This is a genomic window from Catellatospora sp. TT07R-123 (genome assembly GCF_018327705.1).
Taxonomy (GTDB): Bacteria; Actinomycetota; Actinomycetes; order Mycobacteriales; family Micromonosporaceae; genus Catellatospora.
Window position 1 is genome coordinate 327,716 of the sequence record NZ_BNEM01000002.1, and the last position, 19,259, is coordinate 346,974.

The following is a 19,259-nucleotide window of genomic DNA, read 5'->3' on the forward strand; positions in this document are numbered from 1 at the left end:
TATGCTGACGTCGTGCCAGCACTCGCCGACCTTGAGTCGGCCGCATACGGAAGCGATCCTGACGTCGCGCTTCGGGCGGTCGCCCGACTTCGCCGCCTCATCGAACAACTTGAGGCTGAACAGGTTGCGGCAGCCCGACGAGCTGGCTGGTCCTGGCAGGACATCGCCGTACGGTTGGGCGTCACCAAGCAGACCGTGCACCGAAAGTACCGCCGCGAGGAGGAGGTCTGATGTTCCGAGGCGATCACCCGGATCTACGCCGTACGGTCAACGGGGCCATGGCCGCAGCCAGCCGCCTCGGCCATCCACGCACCGGCAGCGAGCACCTTCTACTGGCCCTCACCACCTTGGGCAGCACCGTCAGCGCCGTCCTGGCTCGGCACGGCGCCACCGAAGCGGCCATCGCAGGAGCGGTGCACCAGGCCGCGCCGTTGGGTGCCGGGGCGGCAGCCGACCGCGACGCCCTGGCACCGCTGGGCATCGACCTGACCCAGATCCTGTCCCGCCTCAGTCCGACGGCCCTGGATCGGGCTCCTGCCCGGGAGCCGTTGCTGCCGCTCGGAGCTGCCAAAGCGCGACGGCGATGCGCACGCATGAACCCGCGGCTCGGGCTTGATGCGCAGGCGGCTTACGAGGCATCCCTCCGGCTGGCGCTGGCCCGCCGAGAGCGCGGGCACCGAGCCGAACACCTCGCGCTGTGCCTGGTCGCGCTCGATCCCGGCGCCTCGTGGGTGCTGCGCACCATAGGCGTGGATACCTCAGCACTGCTTATGGACCTGGCGAACACCTTCCCGCCGCCAAAGCGCAATGTGCTGCTTCGCATCGAACGCCGCATCGGGCTACGGCCGCGGCGCGACAACCTCATCGCGCGCTATCAGCGCACCACCGGACGCGCGGTCACCTCCGGCGCGTCGAGCGCCCCTCTGATCGTCACCTGACATTCCGGTATGCCGGTAACCGCTCGTGGGCAGATCCGGACAACGGCAAACGGTCGGTGACGCTCTCAGCGAGCAATCAGCCCGCAGATCGAGGCCACTCGTACACAGCTGTCGGCGGTGAGGAGCGGGCGGGAGCCAGCCGGGCTACACAGCCCGGGACCGGATATGTCGGTCGACGACCTCCGCTCGTTCCTCGACGGTGCCGACGGGTACGTCGATCAGGTCGAAGCCGTGGTCCCGGTAGGCCTGCACGTGGAAACGCTCGAACGCGACCGACTGCGCGAGGCTGACGCGGTGAGCCGCCGCGGGCGTGATGAACCCGAGCAGCTGGAAGAAGAAGACCCGCGTTTGATAGACCCCCTCCGCGACCATACGGTCGACCTCCCCCGCCAGCAGCGGCGTCACCGGCAGCCCGAGGAAGCGGGCCAGGGCCAGCGTGCAGATCGGCGATCGGTCGAAGACCTGGACCGCGGTCCCCGGCGGTGCGGGCTGCTCCAGGCGCTCTCGCTGCAGCAGCGTGATCGCGTCGATGAACCCGAGGTCGCGCCACGGCTCGTCCCGGCCGAGGGCCCGCAGGCGGATGTTGACCTCGGTCGCCGCCTCGTCGACCACGGCGTATCCACGGCCTCGCAGCGCCGCGAGTGTCGTCGTCTTGCCGGCGCCAGGTGCACCGGTGATGATGTAGCGCTGCATGCGGGGCCTCGGGGCATCGTGTCGGGTGAACGCGTCGAGGGCTGGCGGACAGGCCCGTCAGCCGGGCGTACTGGCGCCTCAGGCCTGCCCCATGGGGTGCGGCGGGTCAGCTGCCCTTGACGTGAGGAAATATCAGCGCGGCGCGCTCGGCCTGGCTCAGCCTGCCCTGCTGCACCATCACGTCGAGAATCCGGCTCCATCCCTCCTCGGGCTGCGGCCGGTCAGGATGCAGCTGCACCGCCAGCAGCACCGCTTCGGCGACCGTCAGTTGCCTGGGCTCCTTGCCGAAGTACGCCTGCGCGGCGTCGACCAGGCCGACCGTGCCGCGGCCGAAGTCGGCGCCGGCGAGGTAGAACCCGAGGATCTCGGTCCCGGAGTACTTCTCCTCGAACTTGCCTGCCATGATCCGGATCCGCCAGCTGGACTCGTCGGCGTCCGTGTCGCCGCTGGCCAGCAGGACGTAGCGGCGGGTGATCAGCGACGTGGTGAACATGTTGCCGTCGGAGACGGAGTAGAAGTCCGGGTCGATGGCGGCGACGAACGCGTAGGTCACCACGCCCGGCAGCTCGTCCATCACGATCGGGTGATTGGCGCGTATCGGGCTCGGCTCCGGCACGGTGGAGATGTAGTAGTCGGCCAGGCCCAGCAGACCTCCCCCGGCGACCAGCAGTCCGATCAGGACCACCGCGACCCGGCGCAGGCCCCGGCGCTGCGGAGACGGCGCGGCAGCCGGCCGTGGTTCGACATCGACGGTCATGTGGACACGGTAGACGTACGGGCGCAGTTCCACAGTCCCGAGCTGTCGCGGGAGTGCAGCGGACGTGACCGGGCGGTCCGGCCGGCTCCCCGTGGAGCCGGCCGGACGCAGCGTTTCAGTCCACCGGCGGCAGGCGGAAGGTTCGCAGCTGGTACGGGCCGAACGTCAGTGGTCCGCCCGTGGGTGGCCCTGCCGCCAGGGGCTGCTCGGCGAGGTCGCATTCGGTCACCGGTGCGGCGTCGGTGTCCCACGTGACCTCGATGCCGACGCGGCGCTGGCGGCGCGAGGGTTACTTCTTGACGCCGTAGGCGAGCAGGTGGATCGGGCAGGCGGCCATCGCGACCTCGGCCTCGCGGGCCAGTTCGATGGCGTGCTCATGCAGGGCCGGGTCGCGCCGAGCCCACGCACCGGCGGGCCCCTGGACCCCGACCACCTGTACGTCGCCGAACCCGGCGGCCTGCACTTCGGCACGCAGCTCGTCCGGGTCGTGGCGGTAGGTGCAGCGGTCCCAGGCGTCGCCGTCGGCGTCGCGACCATAGCGCATCACCGCGAGGGTGTGCCGGTGCCATCCCGGGTCGGCAAGGACGCCTTCGGCCGCCTTGACCAGCGTCCGCGCCCACCGCGACATCCCGGCGACGATCACGACTCCGCCGGTCAGCACCACCCGGTGGGCCTCGGCCAGGACCTGGGCGCGGTCGGCCGGGTCCGGTAGGTGGTACAGCGGACCGAGCAGCAGGACGGCATCGGCCGACGCATCCGGGCGCGGCACCCGGCGTGCGTCGGCCACATATGCGGTCACCGCACGCTCGCGTGCGGCTTCAACATGCAAAGGCACCAGGTCGAACAGCGTCACGGCGTAGCCGCGATCGGCCAGCCAGCGCGCCTACCGCCCGGGACCGCCGCCTACGTCGAGCACCCTCGCAGGTGCGGCCGGCAGCCACCGCTGCAACAGCTCATAGGTGCGTTCCCATTCGAGCCGGTTGGCCTCGGCGGCCATGCGGTCGAGCTCACCACCGGGCTCGTACACGGCAACAACATCGGTCATGGTGGCAAGTGTCGATGCCGCCCTGCCTTGGCGCACCTGATATTCGGGCGGTCGCGGTGTCCTCGACGGCACGCGGGTGGGGTCACCGCTCGTGCCCTACAACAGAGCGATGGCGTCGCCAAGGGTGGGCCGCCGTAGCCTGCAGAGCAGCGGTGTGGGCCGTGACGGGGTCGACGTTGGCGACTGCGGCAGTGAGAACGTAGCTAAGGTTGCCGAAACTTCCAGGCCGGGCGACGGTAGTAACTGACGTCCGGCGACGGCTGTCGATGTGGTGACAGTCCTGCCGGAGTTCCGTTCATGTCTGCGGATAGATCGACTTCAGCCCGCAACCACATCCACGACCGGCAAGCTGCTGCGACCTCAGTAGTACTCGCAGGACCAGGGCGGCGGCGGCATGGGGATACAGAAGTCGGCAGAGGGTGGGGCTGCGACGGCTGCGACCGGAACAGCCACAACGGCAGCTGCCATCACGAGGGCAGTGAGAAGAGCGCGCAGTTTCATAGATATCCTCAAATATTTGAATGGATGCGATGAGTATGGCCTCAACTCGCGTCTTGGCAAGCAACGCCCGCCGCCGCGCGCCCGGCGAAGGCGGCTTTCAGGGGGTGGGCAGGAGAAATCGGGTAACGGCGGTCATTTCAGCGCCGATTTGGATCTGAATTTGAGGCGATAAAGGTTCGAAGGGGTCCGCGCTGATGGAGCGTCCGGCGGCGCGGCGGCTCCATGTGGCGACAGCGAGCCCGTCAGCGGTGATGGTGGGTCGGATGAGGCCGCCGCCTGGCCAGACGTGGCGCTGGTAGCTGGCGGGTACGGACAGTTCACGGCTGCGGTAGCCAGTGAGGTAGTTGTCGTATGCCGGGAGCATGCGCACATCGGGCTCGCTCAGCGGGTCCTGCGATTCATTCGTCCCTCCAGCGGGAGCAGCCAAGGCGCCGTAGTCGGTGATCAGGCCGGATTGCGCCAGCTTCCTCCAGGCGCGTCGGGCCAGGGTGATCGGCAGGCCCGACCAGCTGGCGAAGTCCTCCACCTCGGCGGGGGCGTAGGCGCTCAGATAGCGGCGGGCGAGTTCGGTGGCGGCGGCGTCTTCTTGCCAGAGGGCATCTTCGGCGGTGGCAGGCAGCCAGTCATCGAACAGCACGAACGTGGCTTCGCTGGCGCTCCGAGGGCCGTGGCAGGCGATGCCGGAGAGCGCGGCGTGGCGGATCAGGTGGAAGGGTGCCTGACCGGTCGGGTCAACGCCGAGGGTGGTGAGGCGCTCGGCTAGTTCGGGGCGGGTGAGTGGGCCGTGGGTAGCGAGGGCGCGGCTGATGAGGCGGTCGGAGCGGTCGCGGAGGTCGTCGTTCAAGCCGAGTTGGTGGTACCGGCGGCTGGTGCCGGCGAGGATGCGGGGGCCGAGGAGCCGCTGCACCCAGCGGGCATCCGGGCTGGGGATGGTGTGCAGGGTGCCGCGCATGAACCAGTTGCGGACGATGCTGCGGTCGTCCTCGTATGCGGCACGGATGTCTTCTGCGCTGATGCACCGGCCCCGGACCCGGATGCCCAGTTCTGCTGCGACGGCGTTCTGGGCCTGTACGGCGAAGACTCGCCGTACAACCGCCGCGGCCGAGTCGTGCCTGACCCCGCCGCCGATGGCCTGTGCGCGGGCCCGCATGCCGCGTACACGTTCCTGTCCCAGCGTCGGGGTCGTCACTCTGCCTCCTCAGGAAGAAACGGTTGCGTTGAGGGTGTCGGCGAGTTCGGCGGGGGCGGACAGCATCGGCCAGTGCCCCGTGTGCAGGTCGAAGCGCCGCCACGGCGGCTGGTTGAGGAACGCCAGTGTTGGCACTCCAGCATCCAGCAAAGCCCGGAAGTCGTTACAGACGATCACGACACGGTCCACGTGAGGACCGGGCTCGCCGGAACCGGTGAGCCGCTGCTCGTAGGTCCGGAAGGGCTGTGGCGTGGCATGGGCGCGCATAAGGTCGCGCTGGGGTACGCCGAGTCCTTCGAGGGTGCTGTCAGAGCCGAGGAACTCGAACGGCGGCATCGGAAGCCGCCAACCGCCTCCATACTCGGCAACCTGCTTGCGCAGCTGATCTGCGACCTCTTGCGGCATGAGGTCGAGCATGCACATGCCCTCGGCGAATGGAGCGCTGTCGAGATAGACCAGGCGCTGCAGTCGCGCGCCGAGTCTGCCTGCGGCACCGGTGACAGGGGCCGCCGCGTAGCTGTGTGCCACGAGGGTGACATCGTGCAGGTCCTGCTCCTCGATGAACGTTGCAATGTCGTCGATGTGAGTGTCTAGACCGGTTTCCGGCGTGCCGAGATCAGCCCGTTCCCCCAGGCCCGTAAGTGTCACCGACAGCGCCGTGTGACCGTGCGCCCGCAGCGCGCGGGCGGTGTCTTCCCAAGCCCAGGCTCCCAGCCAGGCGCCAGGTACCAGCACGAAAGTAGCCACGTCGTCTCCTTGCTTTCGGATGTTGAAGCGAGGGTAGGGTGGATACAGGACAGAATCCGCCCTCAATTATTGAGTGGTCCATGTCACACCCATTGACGCGAGTACTGGCACTGCTCGAACTCCTCCAGACACACTCCCGGCTCACCGGCACAGAGCTAGCCGACCGCCTAGGAACGGACGTTCGCACGGTGCGGCGATACATGTCGCATCTGCGCGATCTGGGAATTCCCGTGGAGTCGGAACGAGGCCGCTTCGGCGGCTACCAGCTGGCCCGCGGCTACCGGATGCCGCCATTGATGCTTACCAACGATGAAGCCCTCGCGGTCTTTCTGGGCCTGCTGGCCGGAGAGCGTCTGGGCATGACCACGACCTCCCCAGCCACCGCCGGCGCGCTTTCCAAGATCGAACGAGTGCTCCCGATATCCCTGCGGGAGCCGCTTGCGGCCATGCGCGAAACCCTGTCCTTCACTGCCAACACCGTGGTCGCGCAGGCACCCGAGGCAGGCGTCCTACTGGCCCTGGCACAAGCAGCGCGCTCCGGCCGCACCGTCGGGCTGCGCTACCAATCCTGGCGCGAAAAGCACACGGATCGCGACGTCGACCCATACGGCATGGTCTTCCACGCCGGGCGCTGGTACCTCATCGGCCACGACCACCTGCGGGACGGCCTACGCACATTCCGCATCGACCGGATCGAATCAATCACCGCCCGCGTCGAGACCTTCACCCTCCCGGACAACTTCGACCCCGTCTCCCACCTCACCACATCCCTGGCCCAGACGCCCTACCCCTGGCAAGTCGAAGTACTGATCAACGGACCCATCGATGAAATCGCCCGACGACTGCCCCGGACAGTCGCCATCCTCACCCCCCAACCCACCGGCGTACTGATGCACGCGCGGGTGCAACGGCTGGACGGCATGGCCCACCTACTCGCCTCCCTGGAATGGCCCTTCACCATCCACAGCCCAGACGAACTGCGCCAAGCCCTGAAAGATCTAGCTCAACAGCTCGCGACGGCCGCGACTCGGCGGCCTCAGGAGACGCCGCGGCAATCAGAGGATGGAGGCTGAACCGCCATGTCCAGGTCAACTAAGCGGACACGTCGATGATCTTTTTGTCGTCCGCTCTAGACCTAGACAACGCTCTAGAGCCCCGCCAGCGGACGTAGTCGCAGGCCAGTGGCTGTAGTTGGAAGAACCAGGCTGCCCGACCAACCGGTCCCTGCTACAGATCAGAACGTCCGGGGTACGTAGGCCGCGTCCATGCCGATCAGGCATACCGCGACCGTCAGCACGTACGCTCCGGCGATCTGCCAGCGGACCGACGGGGCGACCGACAGGTACTGCGCGGCCTGCCCCGATTTGCGCCCACGCCAGCGGCGCCACGTCTCGATGCCGCCGTAGACCAGGACGAAGAAGAACACCGGCGACGGATGCCAGATGAGCAGCCCGACCGCCGTGGCCATACCGCCCAGCCAGATCGCCGGATGCAGCGCGCCCGCGACCCGGCCGCCGTCCAGCGGCAACGCGGGCAGCAGGTTGAACAGGTTCATCAGGAATCCGGTGAAGGCCAGCGCCCGCAGCAGGTCCGAGTCGACCGACTCCCCGACCCCGAACACGGCGGCCGCGCCGAGCAGGCCCGCGATAGGTCCCGCCAACGCGGATACCGCCTCCTGCGCGACCGACCGCTGCTCGCCCTCGATCGTGATCCACGCGCCGAAGAACGGCAGGAACATCGGGGCGCTGGCCTTCACGCCCTGTAGCCGCAGCACGAAGACATGCCCGACCTCGTGCACGAAGATCAGCAGCACGAACCCGACCGCGAACCTCCAGCCCCAGAACAGCGCGTACGCGGCGACGGACACCAGCATGCTGAGCAGGGTCTTGAACTTCAGCAGCGTGAACAGTCCGACCTTGCCCAGCAGTGCGGCCTTGCCCAGCAGCTTCAGGGCTCCGCCCCCGACGGCGACAGAGCCGCCGCCGACCTTCACCGCCCGGTCCCGCCACGACTTGCGCTGGACCATGACGGAGTTCTGCGCCTGGAGCACGGAGTCGTCGGGCAGCGGCGGTGCGGCCTGCGCTTCGCCGGAAGGTGAGGGACGGTCGGCGGGGTGGGGGTCCATACCGGCCGACGGTAGCAGCCCGCGCCACAGCCGCGCCGACCCCGCGGCACCGACCGTACCTGCGGGCACGGTCGGTGCCGCGACCTGCCGCGGCCGGGCTGCTAACGTTCGGCGCCATGTGGGCTGAGGAGATCGTGGCCGGGCGACCGGCCCGGCGGCACGTTCCATCCGGCGTGGTCTTCCGGGAGGTGCCGGGCGGGATCTTCCGCATGGGTCTGTCGGACGCGGAACTGGCGGCGGTCCGGGCGATCGAGCGGGCCGGCGGGGCCGAAGACGGTCTTGAACCGTTCTTCGCCAACGCCAAGGAGTCCCAGCCGGTACGCGAGGTGCGCGTCGAACCGTTCCTGATCGCCCGGCATCCGCTGACGGTCACGCAGGTCCGGCACTGGCTGCCCGAGTACGCGGACGGCTACGCCGACGGGGACTCCACCACGGCCCGGGTCGACGACGACCTGGACGACCTGCTCGAAGCGCTGCCGTTCAGACTGCCGAGCGAGGCGGAGTGGGAGTACGCGGCGCGAGCGGGCACCACCACCCTGACCTTCCGCGGTGACGCGAAACCCGGCGCGGACCAGCTGCTCGACGACTTCGGCGACGAGCAGCGGACGGCCGCCGCCGAGAACGCGTTCGGGCTGGTGGCGATGGGCTCGGCGAACGAGATCTGCGCCGACGTGTGGATACCCGGGTTCGCGGGCGCCCCGGCCGATGCCCGCCCACGGACCGGAGCCGGGCCCAGGGCGGTACGCGGTGGCGCGTCCGACGTCTACCCGTGGCAGGGCTGCGACGAATGGCTGCTGCTGCTCGCCGCCACCCGGTATGAGCAGGCCGGGTTCACCGCGATCCGCCCGGTTGCACCACTGCCGCCCCGCGGGTAGCCAGGCACCGCGCCGCCCGCATTCCGCCGCTGTCCGGATCTCGTGCGGGGCAGGTTTCTCCGCCTGCCCCGCACGCGGCCCGTCAGGCCTGCTTGGTCTCCCAGAAGATCTTGGAGATCTCCTCGATCTTGCCCAGCAGCTGCTCGGCCACGGCCGGGTCGGCCTGGCCCTTCGCGCCACCCGCGCCGGCCAGCTTGGTGGCCTCGTTGAACAGCTGGTGCAGCTGCGGGTACTTCTCGAAGTGCGGGGCCTTGAAGTAGTCGGTCCACAGCACCCACAGGTGGTGCTTGACGAGCTCGGCCCGCTGCTCCTTGATCACCAGCGCCCGGGTACGGAACTCGGGGTCGGTGTTGGCCTGGTACTTCTCGCAGATGGCCTTGATCGACTCGGCCTCGATCCGGGCCTGCGCCGGGTCGTACACCCCGCAGGGCAGGTCGCAGTGAGCGCTCACGACGATGCGCGGGCGCAGCAGGGTTGACAGTCGCATCAGGTTCCTTCCGGCGACAGCGGTGCGGTGACGAATTGCCTGGCGTGGTAGATGAGCCGGCCGTCGTCCGGCCCGAGGAGCACGTCGGTCACGGAGGCCACGACGAGGGTTGCCGCGCCGACCGGCACCAGGTGCATCGGCGCACCCCGCAGCGCGGCCAGCGCCCCGGTCAGCAGCGGTTCCCCGGACGGCAGGGTCGCCCACCCCTGCTCCGCGGTGAAACGCGGGCCACCGGCCAGCGAGAAATTCCGCGCCAGCTCGGCATGCCTGCCCCCGAGCAGGTGGATCACGAAGGCAGGCGCCCGCAGCAGCTTGCGGGCCGACGGCGTACCCATGACGGAGAACGACACGGCGGGCGGTGCGACCGATACGGACGCGACGCTTGACGCAGTCAGCCCTACCGGACCCTCCGACCCGGTCGCGGTGATGACCGCCACCCCGGTCGGGTAGCGGCGGAAGGCGTCCTTCATAAGCTCCGTGGTGCTGGCGTGATCCACGCCCAGACCCTAGAACCTCAACCTGGCTTGAGGTCAAGCCGACCGCGTCTTTACCAAAGCGTCCACCTCTGGTCGGCAGCGGTGATGCCTGCCCGCCGAGGACAAGGCGCGCGTCGCGCGGCGACTGGCACCACACGCTGCCCCTTCCCAACGGCCGCGTCATCTTGGCGATCGGCGATGTCGTCGGGCTGCCGCCACCGCCATGGCCCACCTGCACGGCGCCCTGGACCTGCTGGACCGCCGTCGAGGCTGCGAACCGGGACGGCTGCTGGGTCATCCGCTGTCGGACCATGGTTCCGCCTGCCGCGAACGTCACCTCTTCGCACACCCGCGCCACGATCGCCAGGCCGCCTCCCCGCTGCGCACGAATCCGCAGACCCGGGCCAGGCCGGCGGGACCGGCGAACACCACTTCACCGCGCGCGGTGACGACTGCGTCGCCGCCCTCAGCGCAGCGGCCGGCTGATCGCTGACGCCCATGTCGCATTCACCGCTGACCCGCACGACCAGATGGTCCGCGATCTCAACGGTCGACACTGTCGCACTCCCACCCCAGCAACCAGGCGGCATGCGGTTTAAGCGCCTGTTGAGTCGGGTATCTGCGAAACGCCCTATTTTGCGGAGGTCAGCGATGAGTACGGTCACCGAGTCCGTTGATGTACACGTCCCGGTACATACGGCCTACAACCAGTGGACCCAGTTCGAGTCCTTCCCGAACTTCATGGGCGGGGTGGAATCGATCCGGCAGCTCGACGACACCCACAGCCACTGGGTCGTCAGCGTCGCCGGCGCGAAGCGAGAATTCGACACCGAGATCACCGAGCAGCATCCGGATGAGCGCATCGCGTGGAAGAGCACCAGCGGCGACACCCGCCACGCGGGGGTGGTCACGTTCCACCGGCTCGGCGACAGCGACACCCGGGTGACGGTGCAGCTGGACTGGGAGCCCGAGGGCATGGTCGAGAACATCGGCAGTGCCATCGGAGCCGACAGCCGACAGGTGAAGAAGGACGCCGAACGGTTCAAGGAGTTCGTCGAGCAGCGCGGTCACGAGACCGGAGCCTGGCGGGGCAATGTCAGCGCCCCGGGCTCGCAGCCCGACTCACGGTGAGACCGGGATCGATCGGGAAGCCGCCGCACGCATGCCGATCCGGTGGCCGGACAGACGGCGTGCGGCGGGCGACCATCGCCCAGCTCGTCACCGACAGCGCCCGCCACGACGCAGCAGAGACGTTCCAGCACAACCTGAGAAGGCTCAGGTCGGTGGCGTAGGCGTGTGCGCGCATCCGCACCATCGCCTCGGCCAGGCTCACCCCAGCTGGACCCCGTCGCGCCGCCGCACCGCGGCGACCTATCGGCCGAGGCGTCGCGCGCCAATACCGGCGCACGAAAGCAGACTGCGCGAACGTGAAGCCTGGCCTACGCTTCGACCATGGCCGAGATCAAGTCCCCGACCCCGAAGAGAGCCTTTGAGCTGCTGCTCGCCGGCAACCAGCGGTTCGTGGTCGGCGCCCCGGAGCACCCCAACCAGGACGCGACCCGCCGCACCGAGATCGCGCCAGGCCAGCGCCCGTTCGCCGTGGTGTTCGGCTGCTCCGACTCCCGGCTGGCCGCGGAGATCATCTTCGACCGCGGCCTGGGCGACCTGTTCGTGGTCCGCACCGCGGGCCACGTGATGGGCGCGGAGGTGCTGGGCAGCATCGAGTACGGGGCCTCCGTGCTCGACTGTCCGCTGGTGGTGGTCCTCGGCCACGACTCGTGCGGCGCGGTCGGCGCCGCGTGCGCCGCGCTGGAGGACGGCATGTCCCCCAGCGGGTACGTCCGCGACGTCATCGAGCGGGTGACGCCCAGCGTGCTGGCCGCTCGGGCCGCAGGCCGCTTCGAACCCGACGAGATCCTGGCTGAGCACATCCGGCACACGGTCGAGCTCATCCTGGACCGCTCCCGGGTGCTGTCCGAGCGGGTCGAGGCAGGAAACGCCGCTGTGGTGGGCCTGTGCTACCGGCTGGCCGACGGTAGCGCCCAGGTGGTGGCCGCTCGCGGACTCGACTTGGCCGCGGTTTCACCCGCACCCTGACCGCCCTGTTGCGGTGTCGGACGGCTCTGGCTGGGGTTCTGGAGACGATGCACCGTGGCTGGTGTCGCCGAGATCGGCCGGGCGCGCCCGGCCGATCTCGTCAGGCGGTTCCGGATCAGCACCAGAACGCCGCCGACTACCTGCCCCACGTTTGCCGCGGCACTCATACCACCCGGCCCGGTCGGCGGCCGGTGTCGAGGTCCACGCGCACGGGCAGGTCCGGCCGACCCAGCACGCGGCGGGCGTCTGCCGGAGCCCCCTGCTCGATACGGTCGCACAGCGCCGCCAGCTGCCCGGGGCTGAGGTCCGTACCCCCACAGCCATGATCGGCTTCTGCGGTTCGCCGAGGAGGCGGACCTTCGCCGAGGCGACTCCGCGGTACGCCTCGATCTGGTCCCGCACGGCTTCCTCCAGGGCGGGTGCGGCCAGGGTCGTGTGCTCGCCGGTGTCCGGTTCGGTGCGTAACGCGACCGCGCGCAGCCGGTCGGTGGCGAGCAGCACCGCGAGCATCCACTTCACGGCCAGCACCAGCATCACGACGGCGCAGGCCACCACGACCGGCCACAGCCAGCGGCCGTTGTCGGCGGCGTACCGGCTCATTTTCGTCAACGTCGAGCCGGTGTCGATGCGTTCTGCCTGCCCCACTGATCTGACCGACCTGAACGAGCGGGCATACCGAGAACTCCAGGTGGTCGTCGAGATCACCGAACGCCAACTCGACCGCGATCCCGCAGCGCTGGTCGCCTCCATCGCAGGGCTGCGGGCCCGGTCGGCCCGGATCGCCCTTGACGACGTCGGGGCCAACCCGGTAACCCTCGCCACGTTGCCTCTGGTCTCCCCGGAAGTGATCAAACTGGATCGCACCGTCGTGCAGGAGCGCACCACCGGCCGGGTCTCCCGCGTGGTCAACGCCGCACTGGCCGAGGCCGAACGCACCGGCGCGGTCATCCTCGCCGAGGGCATCGAGACCGAACGGCACCTCGCCGTCGCCTCCTCCATGGGCGCGACCTTCGGCCAGGGCTGGTACTTCGGTCGGCCCGGTGTGCTGCCCGGCCACTTCCCCGACCCAGGCCCGCAGCTCCCCCGGGTTCCGACGATCGGCGACGGGCCGACCACTCCCTTCGAACACGCCAGTCGGCACCGGACCGCCCGGCCCACCACCAAGGAACTGCTGATCCCCCTCAGCAGGCACATCGAAAGCCAGAGCCTCTCCCGCGAATCGATCGTGCTGCTGTCCACGTTCCAGGACCTGCGGTACTTCCGGCAGGCTGAAGACCGCTACCGCAAGCTGGCGGGCCACGCGTTCCTGGTCGCCGCGTTCGGCGCGAACATGCCCGACGAACCGGCTCCCGGCGTACGCGGTGCCGCACTGCCCCCTGAGGATCCGCTCATCCGCGAGTGGAACGTCATCGTGATCGGCACCTACTTCGCGTGCGCCCTGTTCGCCGGTGATCGCGGCCGTCCGGGCACCGGCGAGGGCAGCCGGGAGTTCGACGTCATCGTCAGCTACGACCGCGACATCGTGATCGACGCTGCGCGCACCCTCGTGCCACGGCTGCAAGCGATCACGCAGATCTCGCCGTTCGCGTAGGTCCGTACGGTGACCCCCGCGCTGCCGGCGCCGAGCGGTCCTTGCCGTCCAGGATCGGCACAGAGTCTCGGCCAGGTCCACGAGCGGACATCGCCGTCCCGTCGACCGCACTACCTGCAGTCCGGATCATGGGCGAACTCGACTTCACCTAGCTGAAACCGCTGCGGCAGGCATTGGCCGAGACCTTCCGCCTCGACGACTCGATCCACCTGAACCAGACTAGCATTAAACCCGATGTATGGTGATCAATGCGGACACAGTGGCTGGGCAGGCACCATGCCGGCGGGTCAGCACGGGGGGCACGGGGAATGGTGCACGAAGACCGGGTGCCGTCGGACGGCCGCGATCGGGTTCTGCTCGGCTTCGCGCTGGGGTGCCTCGGCTGGCTGCTGCTGTACGCCACGCTGATCTACCTGAGCCGCGACACGCCGAGCCTGGCCCACTTCACCGGCGAGATCCTCTACCTCGTCCCCATCGCCGCCTTCGTCGGCCTGAGCCGGTACGCCGCGCGGCGCGCCACGGGTCGCAGCCGCACTGCCTGGCGGCTGCTGTTCACCGCGAGCCTGCTGTGGCTGGCCGGCGACCTGACCTGGGCCTATTACGTGTACACCTCGCCCGGCGGCCCGCCGGTGCCCACCCTCGCCGACCTCTTCTACCTGCTGCGCTACGTGTTCACGATCCTCGGCATCGTGGTCGGCCTGGGCCTGCGGCTGCGCGGGCTGCTCGACGCGCTGCTGGTGGCCGCGGCCGGGGCGGCGATCGGCTGGCAGGTGGTCATCGCCCCGCTTGTGCCGGAGACCTGGCACGCCGCCGAGTTCGTCAACTTCCTCTACCCGGTGTTCTCAGTGATCATCGTGGCGATGCTGGGGGCGCTGCTGCTGGTCGCCCCGCGCCGGGTGCCCAGCGCGATGATCATCGTGGGGGTGGCGTTCGGGTTCGCGGTCGTGATGGACGCGATCTACGCGTACCTCAGCGTGCTGCACCCGTACACCAGCGCGACCTGGCTCAATGTGGGCTGGCAGGTCGAGGCGGTGCTGATGTGCCTGGCCGCGCTGATGGCCGGCCGCCACCCCGCCGACGAACGCGAGCCACTGGCCGCCCGCGAGGTGGCCTTCCTGCCCGCCCTGGTCGCGGTGCTGATCGTCGGCAGCCTCGCCCTCGCGGACATGATCCTGGTCGGGCATATCAGCCGGGTGACGCTGTCCGTCGCCCTGCTGCTGCTGATGGGTCTGCTGGTACGCCAGATCGTCGCCGCCCGCGACCGCGCCCGGCTCACCGAGCAGCTGCGCACCGCCGCCATCACCGACTCACTGACCGGCCTCTACAACCGGCGCTACTTCCAGGAGAAGCTCGCCGCCGCGACGGCGGCGGACCACGGCCCGCTGAGCATCATCCTGGTCGACCTGGACCACTTCAAGACCGTCAACGACACCTACGGCCACTCCGTCGGGGACGCCGTGCTGTCCGAGGTCGCCGACCGGCTGCGGCGCCCGATGCGCGGCAGCGACCTGCTCTGCCGCTACGGCGGTGAGGAGTTCGTCTGCCTGCTGCCGCACACGGACGGCCGGGCGGCGCTGGACCTGGCCGAACGGCTGCGCGCCGACCTGCGCGCGGCCCCGGTCGTGGTGCCGGGAGTGGCCGAGCCGCTGCCCCTGACGGCCTCGTTCGGAGTCGCCTGCGCCGACCCAGCCGACCACGGCGGGCGGCTCGCCGTCGACGACGTCATCGAAGCCGCCGACCGAGCGCTGTACGGCGCCAAGGCACTGGGCCGCGACCGGGTGCTCGGCTGCGGAGCGTTCGGGCAGGTAGACGCCGCCCCGGCGCTGGGCCTCCCGCCGGCGCTGATATGGCTGGCCGACGAGACCGACCGGATCTGCGGCGACGGCTTCCGCAGCGCCGCGATCAGCGGCTGGGCCCGGACCACGGCGGCCCGGCTCGGCCTGGATGAGGCGACCCAGCAGCGCATCGCCGCCGCCGCGCGCCTGCGGGGCCTCGCCTGCGCCGACCTCGACGGCTGCCGCCACCACCGTCACGACCTGCCTGACGACCGCGGCACCCGACCGGCTCCGGACCTCGGCGGTGACTGCCGCACCCGGCCCGAGCAGACCGCGCGGCGGCTCGGCGAGCTGGCGAACCGCCCCGACCTGGTGCCGGTCCTGGCCGCCCATCACGCGCGCCACGACGGCACCGGCCACCCGCGCGGCCTCGCCGGCCCGGAAATCCCCATCGGCGCGCGCATCATCGCCGTCTGCGACGCGTGGGCCGATGCGTGCGGCACGTCATCGCCGTACCCGCCGGTCCCGGGTTCGCCCCGCCTCATGCTCGAAGCGGGCCGGGGTACCCGTTTCGACCCTGCGGTCCTGGACGCCTTCCTCGCGCTCCTCACCGAGGGCGAGATCGCCGACCGTTGCGATTGAGTGCTCTCCCGTCAGTACAGCCGCGGTCATGATCCCGGCCGCCGTGAGGTCGCCGTCGTCGACCGGCAGCCGCAAGAATCCGTCGTAAGACACGAACAGAATGGCCAGCAGCGCGATGAAAAGCCATACCCCGCACCGCTGACCTCGCTATTGACGAGTTCTCACTGCCTGCGGACGGTCCCAGCCCGGCGTGCGCTGCGGAACCGGCCACGTCGGGTCGGGACGGAAGTCGCACCAGGTGCCGTCGAACGGAAACTCCCCCGACTCCGCCACCTTGATCAGACGCTCTCCGTCGGCCCTGATCTCCCCCGCCTCGGCCGCGTTCCAATAGTGAGGGTGTCCGGTCCTGGACACGAACTCGGCCTCGTCCTTCCAGCGGCAGCTCAGATCGGGTTCGATCAGTACGTCCAGTGCGTTGTCGGCGAAGTCGATTCCGCAGGCGTCTGCATCGCGCCAGCGGACGAAGGAGTCCTCCAGATTGCCGTACCAGCCGACGAAATGCCCGGCCCGGAAGAACCACCACACCGACCACGGCTCACCGGAGCGCTGCCACATCAGCACGTCGTGACCGATCCAGGTGAGCGGCTGCAGCATGGCGTCCGCGCCGAGCTCGTCGACCGTGCCATCGTGGTGGTTGCGTCCGTCCTCGGTCATGAGCCGCCAGTACGTCACACCAGCGGGAAGCCATAGCAGCAGGCCCCGCGCGTCGTCCTCCACTACGCGGGCGGCCTGCAGGAACGTGATCCGCCCCCCACGCCAGCATCGGCGCAGCACCGTCTGCCCAGGCGTGAAGTACATGGTCCGAGAGCATACAGACGGCGTGGCCGCCGCGGGCGTCATCAGCAGGGCTATGGCTCGGCCGCATCTCACCCGACGACCGACCCGCTGACCTCGCTATGACCCCGCAGCGGTGGCGCTTGCCGGAGTACATGCCGGAGGGGTAACTGTCTTTGCGTCGGTCGCCGACCGGGACCAGGAACCCGTCGACGCGCACGGTTGCGACCAGCCTTCAGCGGCCGGCCTCAGGCCCGCGCGACATGACCAGAGCCACCGTCAGCACGTCCAGCCACGTTCCCCGCAATCGGCCCGATGGGGCCGCACCGAGGCGACACCGTCCGGGCCGGTGCATCGCCGCAAACGCGGGATGCGCAGGTGAGGTACCACGTACCGTCATGGTGACCGGAGGAGTTGACGTGACGACCTACCACGCTGAGAAGCGCATCAACCACGACGTGACCGACGCCTTTGCCTATCTGGCCGATCCCGCCAATCTGCCGGAATACTTCCCCCGCATCACCTCCGCCCGGCAGGTCGGGCCGGATCGGGTGCAGACGTCGGCGGTCGTCGACACCGACGGTGACGGCGACACCGAGCGGGTCTCGGGCGAGGCGTGGTTCCACACCGACGAGGCCAAGCACGAGATCACGTGGGGTTCGCCCGAGCATCGCGACTACCACGGTTCCCTCACCGTGACCCGCGGCGGCGGCGAGTCGACCCTGTTGAGCCTGCAGATCGACGCCGCCGACGACCACCCGGGCATCCAGGAGGCTCTCGACGAGGCGCTGGAGTCCATCGCGCAGCATCTGGCGACGCATTCCGCCGGGTGACCGCCGGCCGGGACGGAACCTGAGCCCGATACCGGCAGGTGCCGCCCGTACGTCGTCATCCTCTGCCCTTGCCTTTGCCCTTGCCCTTGCCTTTGCCGCCGTCGTCTGAGGAGCCGTCACCCGGATCGTCAGCGGGGACGGCCGTCGCACGAGGACTGGCGGCCACCTCCTCGACCATGCTGCTGGTGCTCTGGCACGTCAGGCCGTCCAGTGAGAACTGTTCGGGCCGCCCCACGGGCCTGGCCCGGCCTCCGGTCAGGTGCACGACCACCGCACGCCCCGGCTCCAGCCCGTCCGGTGCGGTGACCGACACCCGTCGGCCCTGCTGGAGCAGCCGCGCCGGGACCTGCGCGCGCATGGGGTCGTCGTGGCCGCTGGTGAAGGTCAGCCGCCAGCTGGCTGCGGGCCGGCGGGTGTTGGCGCGGATGGTCACCGTCGCGTCGTAGGCGGTTGCGCTGAGGCGCTCGTCGTATACGACATCGCACCGCTGCGGTTCGGCGGCCTCGGCGCGGCCCTCGTGGTCGGTGGCGCCGGTGCCCCCGACTACGGCGACGCCCGCCAGCCCGGCGGCGAGCAGGGCGGCCGTGGCTGCCACCGGTGTGGGCCGCAGCCGTATGCGGTCGCGTGCGAATCGCCTCGACTCCGCCAGGCGGGCGGTGTCCAGGCTGGCGGCGGACATGGCGAGCACGCGCGTGGGTTCCTGGTCGGCGTCGGGCGCCGCCGCGGGCAGGTCGGCGGGATGCGGACCCAGCTGCACGGCGACCTGGGCGGCGGTGGGCCGTCGCGCCGGATCCTTGGCCAGGCAGGCCATGCACAGGGCCGCCAGATCGGGCGGCAGTCCGTCGACGGTCGGCAGCTCGCGGGGCGGTTGGCGGATGTGGTCGCGCAGCCGCTGGGTCGGGGTGCCTGGCGGCCATGGCAGCATTCCGGTCAGGCAGCGGTAGAAGATCAAACCCAGTGCGTAGACGTCGCAGGCGGCGGTGACCTCGCCGGTTCCGGCGACCCGTTCGGGGGCCATGTAGTCAACGGTGCCGACCAGCTCGTCGCTGTCGTCGGCCGTGCCGGACAGAACGCAGATGCCGAAGTCGAGGACTTTCACGCCGTCGGCGGTGAGCATGATGTTGCTGGGGCTGACGTCGCGGTGGACGATCCCGCGGGCGTGTGCGGCGGACAGGGCCCCGGCGGCCTGCGCGGTGATCTCCACGGTGCGGTCGCGGCCCAGGCCCTGCGGGGCGGCGTGCAGCGCCTGCGACAGCGTCACGCCTTCGACGAGCTCCATCACCAGGTACGGCCTGACCGGCCCGTCGGGGGCGGTCTCCTCACCGTAGTCGTACACGGCGGTCAGATGCGGGTGGGACAGTTTCGCGGCCGCCAGGGCCTCCGCTCGCAGCAGCGCCAGCGCATCCGGTTGCGCCGCAAGCGAGGGACTGAGCAGTTTCACGGCCACGGGCCGGTGCAGGACCTCGTCGTAGCCGCGCCAGACGACGGCCATGCCGCCGGCGCCGAGCCGTTCCACGAGTCGGTAGCGCCGCCCGAGTACCGGCGGAGGGGTTGGTGCCATGCCGGGCACCTACCCGCTTGGACCGGAAGATAACGGACGAAGGCAGTTCATTGCCTCCGGCACCGGACGCGGGCGCGGTCTCGTGGATCATCTGGTAGGCCGCGTTGTCGACCAGGACGTCGATGCCGCCCGGTTCCCGTACGGCGGTGTCGA

At 69.9% G+C, this 19,259-nt stretch carries 20 protein-coding genes; 9 read left to right on the forward strand and 11 right to left on the reverse strand.

Features of this window, described 5'->3' with window-relative positions:
• Positions 1-12 precede the first annotated feature (12 nt).
• Both Cs7R123_RS21815 and Cs7R123_RS21820 read left to right on the forward strand, forming a co-directional pair.
• A complete protein-coding gene (locus tag Cs7R123_RS21815; protein ID WP_212829567.1) occupies positions 13-231 on the forward strand; it encodes a helix-turn-helix domain-containing protein in 219 nt (72 codons plus the stop codon).
• Positions 231-938 (forward strand): Clp protease N-terminal domain-containing protein, encoded by a 708-nt coding sequence (locus Cs7R123_RS21820; protein WP_212829568.1) that lies wholly within the window; start codon positions 231-233, stop codon positions 936-938. Before Cs7R123_RS21815 ends, Cs7R123_RS21820 begins: the two co-directional genes overlap by 1 nt.
• 144 nt (positions 939-1,082) lie before the next feature.
• Here Cs7R123_RS21820 and Cs7R123_RS21825 read toward each other — a convergent pair whose 3' ends face one another.
• The 6 genes from Cs7R123_RS21825 to Cs7R123_RS21850 all read right to left on the reverse strand — a co-directional run bounded on the left by Cs7R123_RS21825 (position 1,083) and on the right by Cs7R123_RS21850 (position 5,870).
• A complete protein-coding gene (locus Cs7R123_RS21825) occupies positions 1,083-1,631 on the reverse strand; it encodes an AAA family ATPase (protein ID WP_212829569.1) in 549 nt (182 codons plus the stop codon).
• A 106-nt stretch (positions 1,632-1,737) separates the two neighbouring features.
• Positions 1,738-2,388 carry a transglycosylase domain-containing protein gene (locus Cs7R123_RS21830; protein WP_212829570.1) on the reverse strand — a complete coding sequence of 217 codons (651 nt, stop codon included), beginning with the start codon at positions 2,386-2,388 and terminating at the stop codon, positions 1,738-1,740.
• Positions 2,389-2,677: 289 nt separating this feature from the next.
• Entirely contained in the window at positions 2,678-3,262 is a 585-nt protein-coding gene (locus tag Cs7R123_RS21835; RefSeq protein WP_280517359.1) for a class I SAM-dependent methyltransferase, read from the reverse strand.
• 9 nt (positions 3,263-3,271) lie between these two features.
• On the reverse strand, positions 3,272-3,433 hold the full coding sequence (locus Cs7R123_RS21840; RefSeq protein WP_212829572.1) for a hypothetical protein: 162 nt from the start codon (positions 3,431-3,433) through the stop codon (positions 3,272-3,274).
• 598 nt (positions 3,434-4,031) lie between these two features.
• Positions 4,032-5,123, reverse strand: a complete 1,092-nt coding sequence (locus Cs7R123_RS21845) for a winged helix DNA-binding domain-containing protein (RefSeq protein WP_244872073.1) — start codon at positions 5,121-5,123, stop codon at positions 4,032-4,034.
• Positions 5,124-5,132: 9 nt separating this feature from the next.
• Positions 5,133-5,870 (reverse strand): alpha/beta fold hydrolase, encoded by a 738-nt coding sequence (locus Cs7R123_RS21850; protein ID WP_212829573.1) that lies wholly within the window; start codon positions 5,868-5,870, stop codon positions 5,133-5,135.
• Between the two features lie 80 nt (positions 5,871-5,950).
• Here Cs7R123_RS21850 and Cs7R123_RS21855 point away from each other — a divergent pair, with 80 nt between their 5' ends.
• A complete protein-coding gene (locus Cs7R123_RS21855) occupies positions 5,951-6,943 on the forward strand; it encodes a YafY family protein (protein ID WP_212829574.1) in 993 nt (330 codons plus the stop codon).
• 161 nt (positions 6,944-7,104) lie between these two features.
• On the opposite strand, the gene Cs7R123_RS21860 is transcribed toward Cs7R123_RS21855, so the two are convergent.
• On the reverse strand, positions 7,105-7,995 hold the full coding sequence (locus tag Cs7R123_RS21860; protein WP_212829575.1) for a site-2 protease family protein: 891 nt from the start codon (positions 7,993-7,995) through the stop codon (positions 7,105-7,107).
• A gap of 116 nt (positions 7,996-8,111) precedes the next feature.
• On the opposite strand from Cs7R123_RS21860, the gene Cs7R123_RS21865 reads away from it, so the two are divergent.
• Entirely contained in the window at positions 8,112-8,870 is a 759-nt protein-coding gene (locus Cs7R123_RS21865) for an SUMF1/EgtB/PvdO family nonheme iron enzyme (protein WP_212829576.1), read from the forward strand.
• Between the two features lie 82 nt (positions 8,871-8,952).
• Here Cs7R123_RS21865 and sodN read toward each other — a convergent pair whose 3' ends face one another.
• Positions 8,953-9,357 carry a superoxide dismutase, Ni gene (sodN, locus tag Cs7R123_RS21870; protein WP_212829577.1) on the reverse strand — a complete coding sequence of 135 codons (405 nt, stop codon included), beginning with the start codon at positions 9,355-9,357 and terminating at the stop codon, positions 8,953-8,955.
• Positions 9,357-9,854 carry a flavin reductase family protein gene (locus Cs7R123_RS21875; RefSeq protein ID WP_244872074.1) on the reverse strand — a complete coding sequence of 166 codons (498 nt, stop codon included), beginning with the start codon at positions 9,852-9,854 and terminating at the stop codon, positions 9,357-9,359. Before Cs7R123_RS21875 ends, sodN begins: the two co-directional genes overlap by 1 nt.
• A 630-nt stretch (positions 9,855-10,484) precedes the next feature.
• Here Cs7R123_RS21875 and Cs7R123_RS21880 point away from each other — a divergent pair.
• The 4 genes from Cs7R123_RS21880 (at position 10,485) to Cs7R123_RS21895 (ending at position 15,938) form a co-directional block, all read left to right on the forward strand.
• Positions 10,485-10,964 (forward strand): SRPBCC family protein, encoded by a 480-nt coding sequence (locus tag Cs7R123_RS21880; protein ID WP_212829578.1) that lies wholly within the window; start codon positions 10,485-10,487, stop codon positions 10,962-10,964.
• 321 nt (positions 10,965-11,285) lie between these two features.
• Positions 11,286-11,930 (forward strand): carbonic anhydrase, encoded by a 645-nt coding sequence (locus Cs7R123_RS21885; RefSeq protein WP_212829579.1) that lies wholly within the window; start codon positions 11,286-11,288, stop codon positions 11,928-11,930.
• A gap of 457 nt (positions 11,931-12,387) precedes the next feature.
• Positions 12,388-13,521, forward strand: coding sequence for an EAL domain-containing protein (locus Cs7R123_RS21890; RefSeq protein ID WP_212829580.1), 1,134 nt, complete (start codon positions 12,388-12,390; stop codon positions 13,519-13,521).
• A 308-nt stretch (positions 13,522-13,829) separates the two neighbouring features.
• A complete protein-coding gene (locus Cs7R123_RS21895; protein WP_212829581.1) occupies positions 13,830-15,938 on the forward strand; it encodes a diguanylate cyclase in 2,109 nt (702 codons plus the stop codon).
• Positions 15,939-16,085: 147 nt separating this feature from the next.
• Here the strand turns inward: Cs7R123_RS21895 and Cs7R123_RS21900 are convergent, their stop codons facing one another.
• The gene (locus tag Cs7R123_RS21900) at positions 16,086-16,736 is read right to left on the reverse strand and encodes a DUF402 domain-containing protein (RefSeq protein WP_212829582.1); all 651 of its coding nucleotides are present in this window, start codon (positions 16,734-16,736) and stop codon (positions 16,086-16,088) included.
• A gap of 395 nt (positions 16,737-17,131) precedes the next feature.
• Between Cs7R123_RS21900 and Cs7R123_RS21905 the strand changes: the two genes are divergently transcribed.
• A complete protein-coding gene (locus Cs7R123_RS21905) occupies positions 17,132-17,545 on the forward strand; it encodes an SRPBCC family protein (protein WP_212829583.1) in 414 nt (137 codons plus the stop codon).
• Between the two features lie 55 nt (positions 17,546-17,600).
• On the opposite strand, the gene Cs7R123_RS21910 is transcribed toward Cs7R123_RS21905, so the two are convergent.
• Positions 17,601-19,106, reverse strand: coding sequence for a protein kinase (locus tag Cs7R123_RS21910; RefSeq protein WP_212829584.1), 1,506 nt, complete (start codon positions 19,104-19,106; stop codon positions 17,601-17,603).
• Positions 19,107-19,259: the final 153 nt, after the last annotated feature.

Coding starts and splice junctions, on each gene's coding strand:
- Cs7R123_RS21820 (WP_212829568.1), top strand. CDS start 231: ATGTTCCGAGGCGATCACCCGGATCTACGCCGTACGGTCAACGGGGCC.
- Cs7R123_RS21825 (WP_212829569.1), bottom strand. CDS start 1,631: ATGCAGCGCTACATCATCACCGGTGCACCTGGCGCCGGCAAGACGACG.
- Cs7R123_RS21830 (WP_212829570.1), bottom strand. CDS start 2,388: ATGACCGTCGATGTCGAACCACGGCCGGCTGCCGCGCCGTCTCCGCAG.
- Cs7R123_RS21840 (WP_212829572.1), bottom strand. CDS start 3,433: ATGACCGATGTTGTTGCCGTGTACGAGCCCGGTGGTGAGCTCGACCGC.
- Cs7R123_RS21855 (WP_212829574.1), top strand. CDS start 5,951: ATGTCACACCCATTGACGCGAGTACTGGCACTGCTCGAACTCCTCCAG.
- Cs7R123_RS21860 (WP_212829575.1), bottom strand. CDS start 7,995: ATGGACCCCCACCCCGCCGACCGTCCCTCACCTTCCGGCGAAGCGCAG.
- Cs7R123_RS21865 (WP_212829576.1), top strand. CDS start 8,112: ATGTGGGCTGAGGAGATCGTGGCCGGGCGACCGGCCCGGCGGCACGTT.
- sodN (WP_212829577.1), bottom strand. CDS start 9,357: ATGCGACTGTCAACCCTGCTGCGCCCGCGCATCGTCGTGAGCGCTCAC.
- Cs7R123_RS21880 (WP_212829578.1), top strand. CDS start 10,485: ATGAGTACGGTCACCGAGTCCGTTGATGTACACGTCCCGGTACATACG.
- Cs7R123_RS21885 (WP_212829579.1), top strand. CDS start 11,286: ATGGCCGAGATCAAGTCCCCGACCCCGAAGAGAGCCTTTGAGCTGCTG.
- Cs7R123_RS21895 (WP_212829581.1), top strand. CDS start 13,830: ATGGTGCACGAAGACCGGGTGCCGTCGGACGGCCGCGATCGGGTTCTG.
- Cs7R123_RS21900 (WP_212829582.1), bottom strand. CDS start 16,736: ATGTACTTCACGCCTGGGCAGACGGTGCTGCGCCGATGCTGGCGTGGG.
- Cs7R123_RS21910 (WP_212829584.1), bottom strand. CDS start 19,106: ATGGCACCAACCCCTCCGCCGGTACTCGGGCGGCGCTACCGACTCGTG.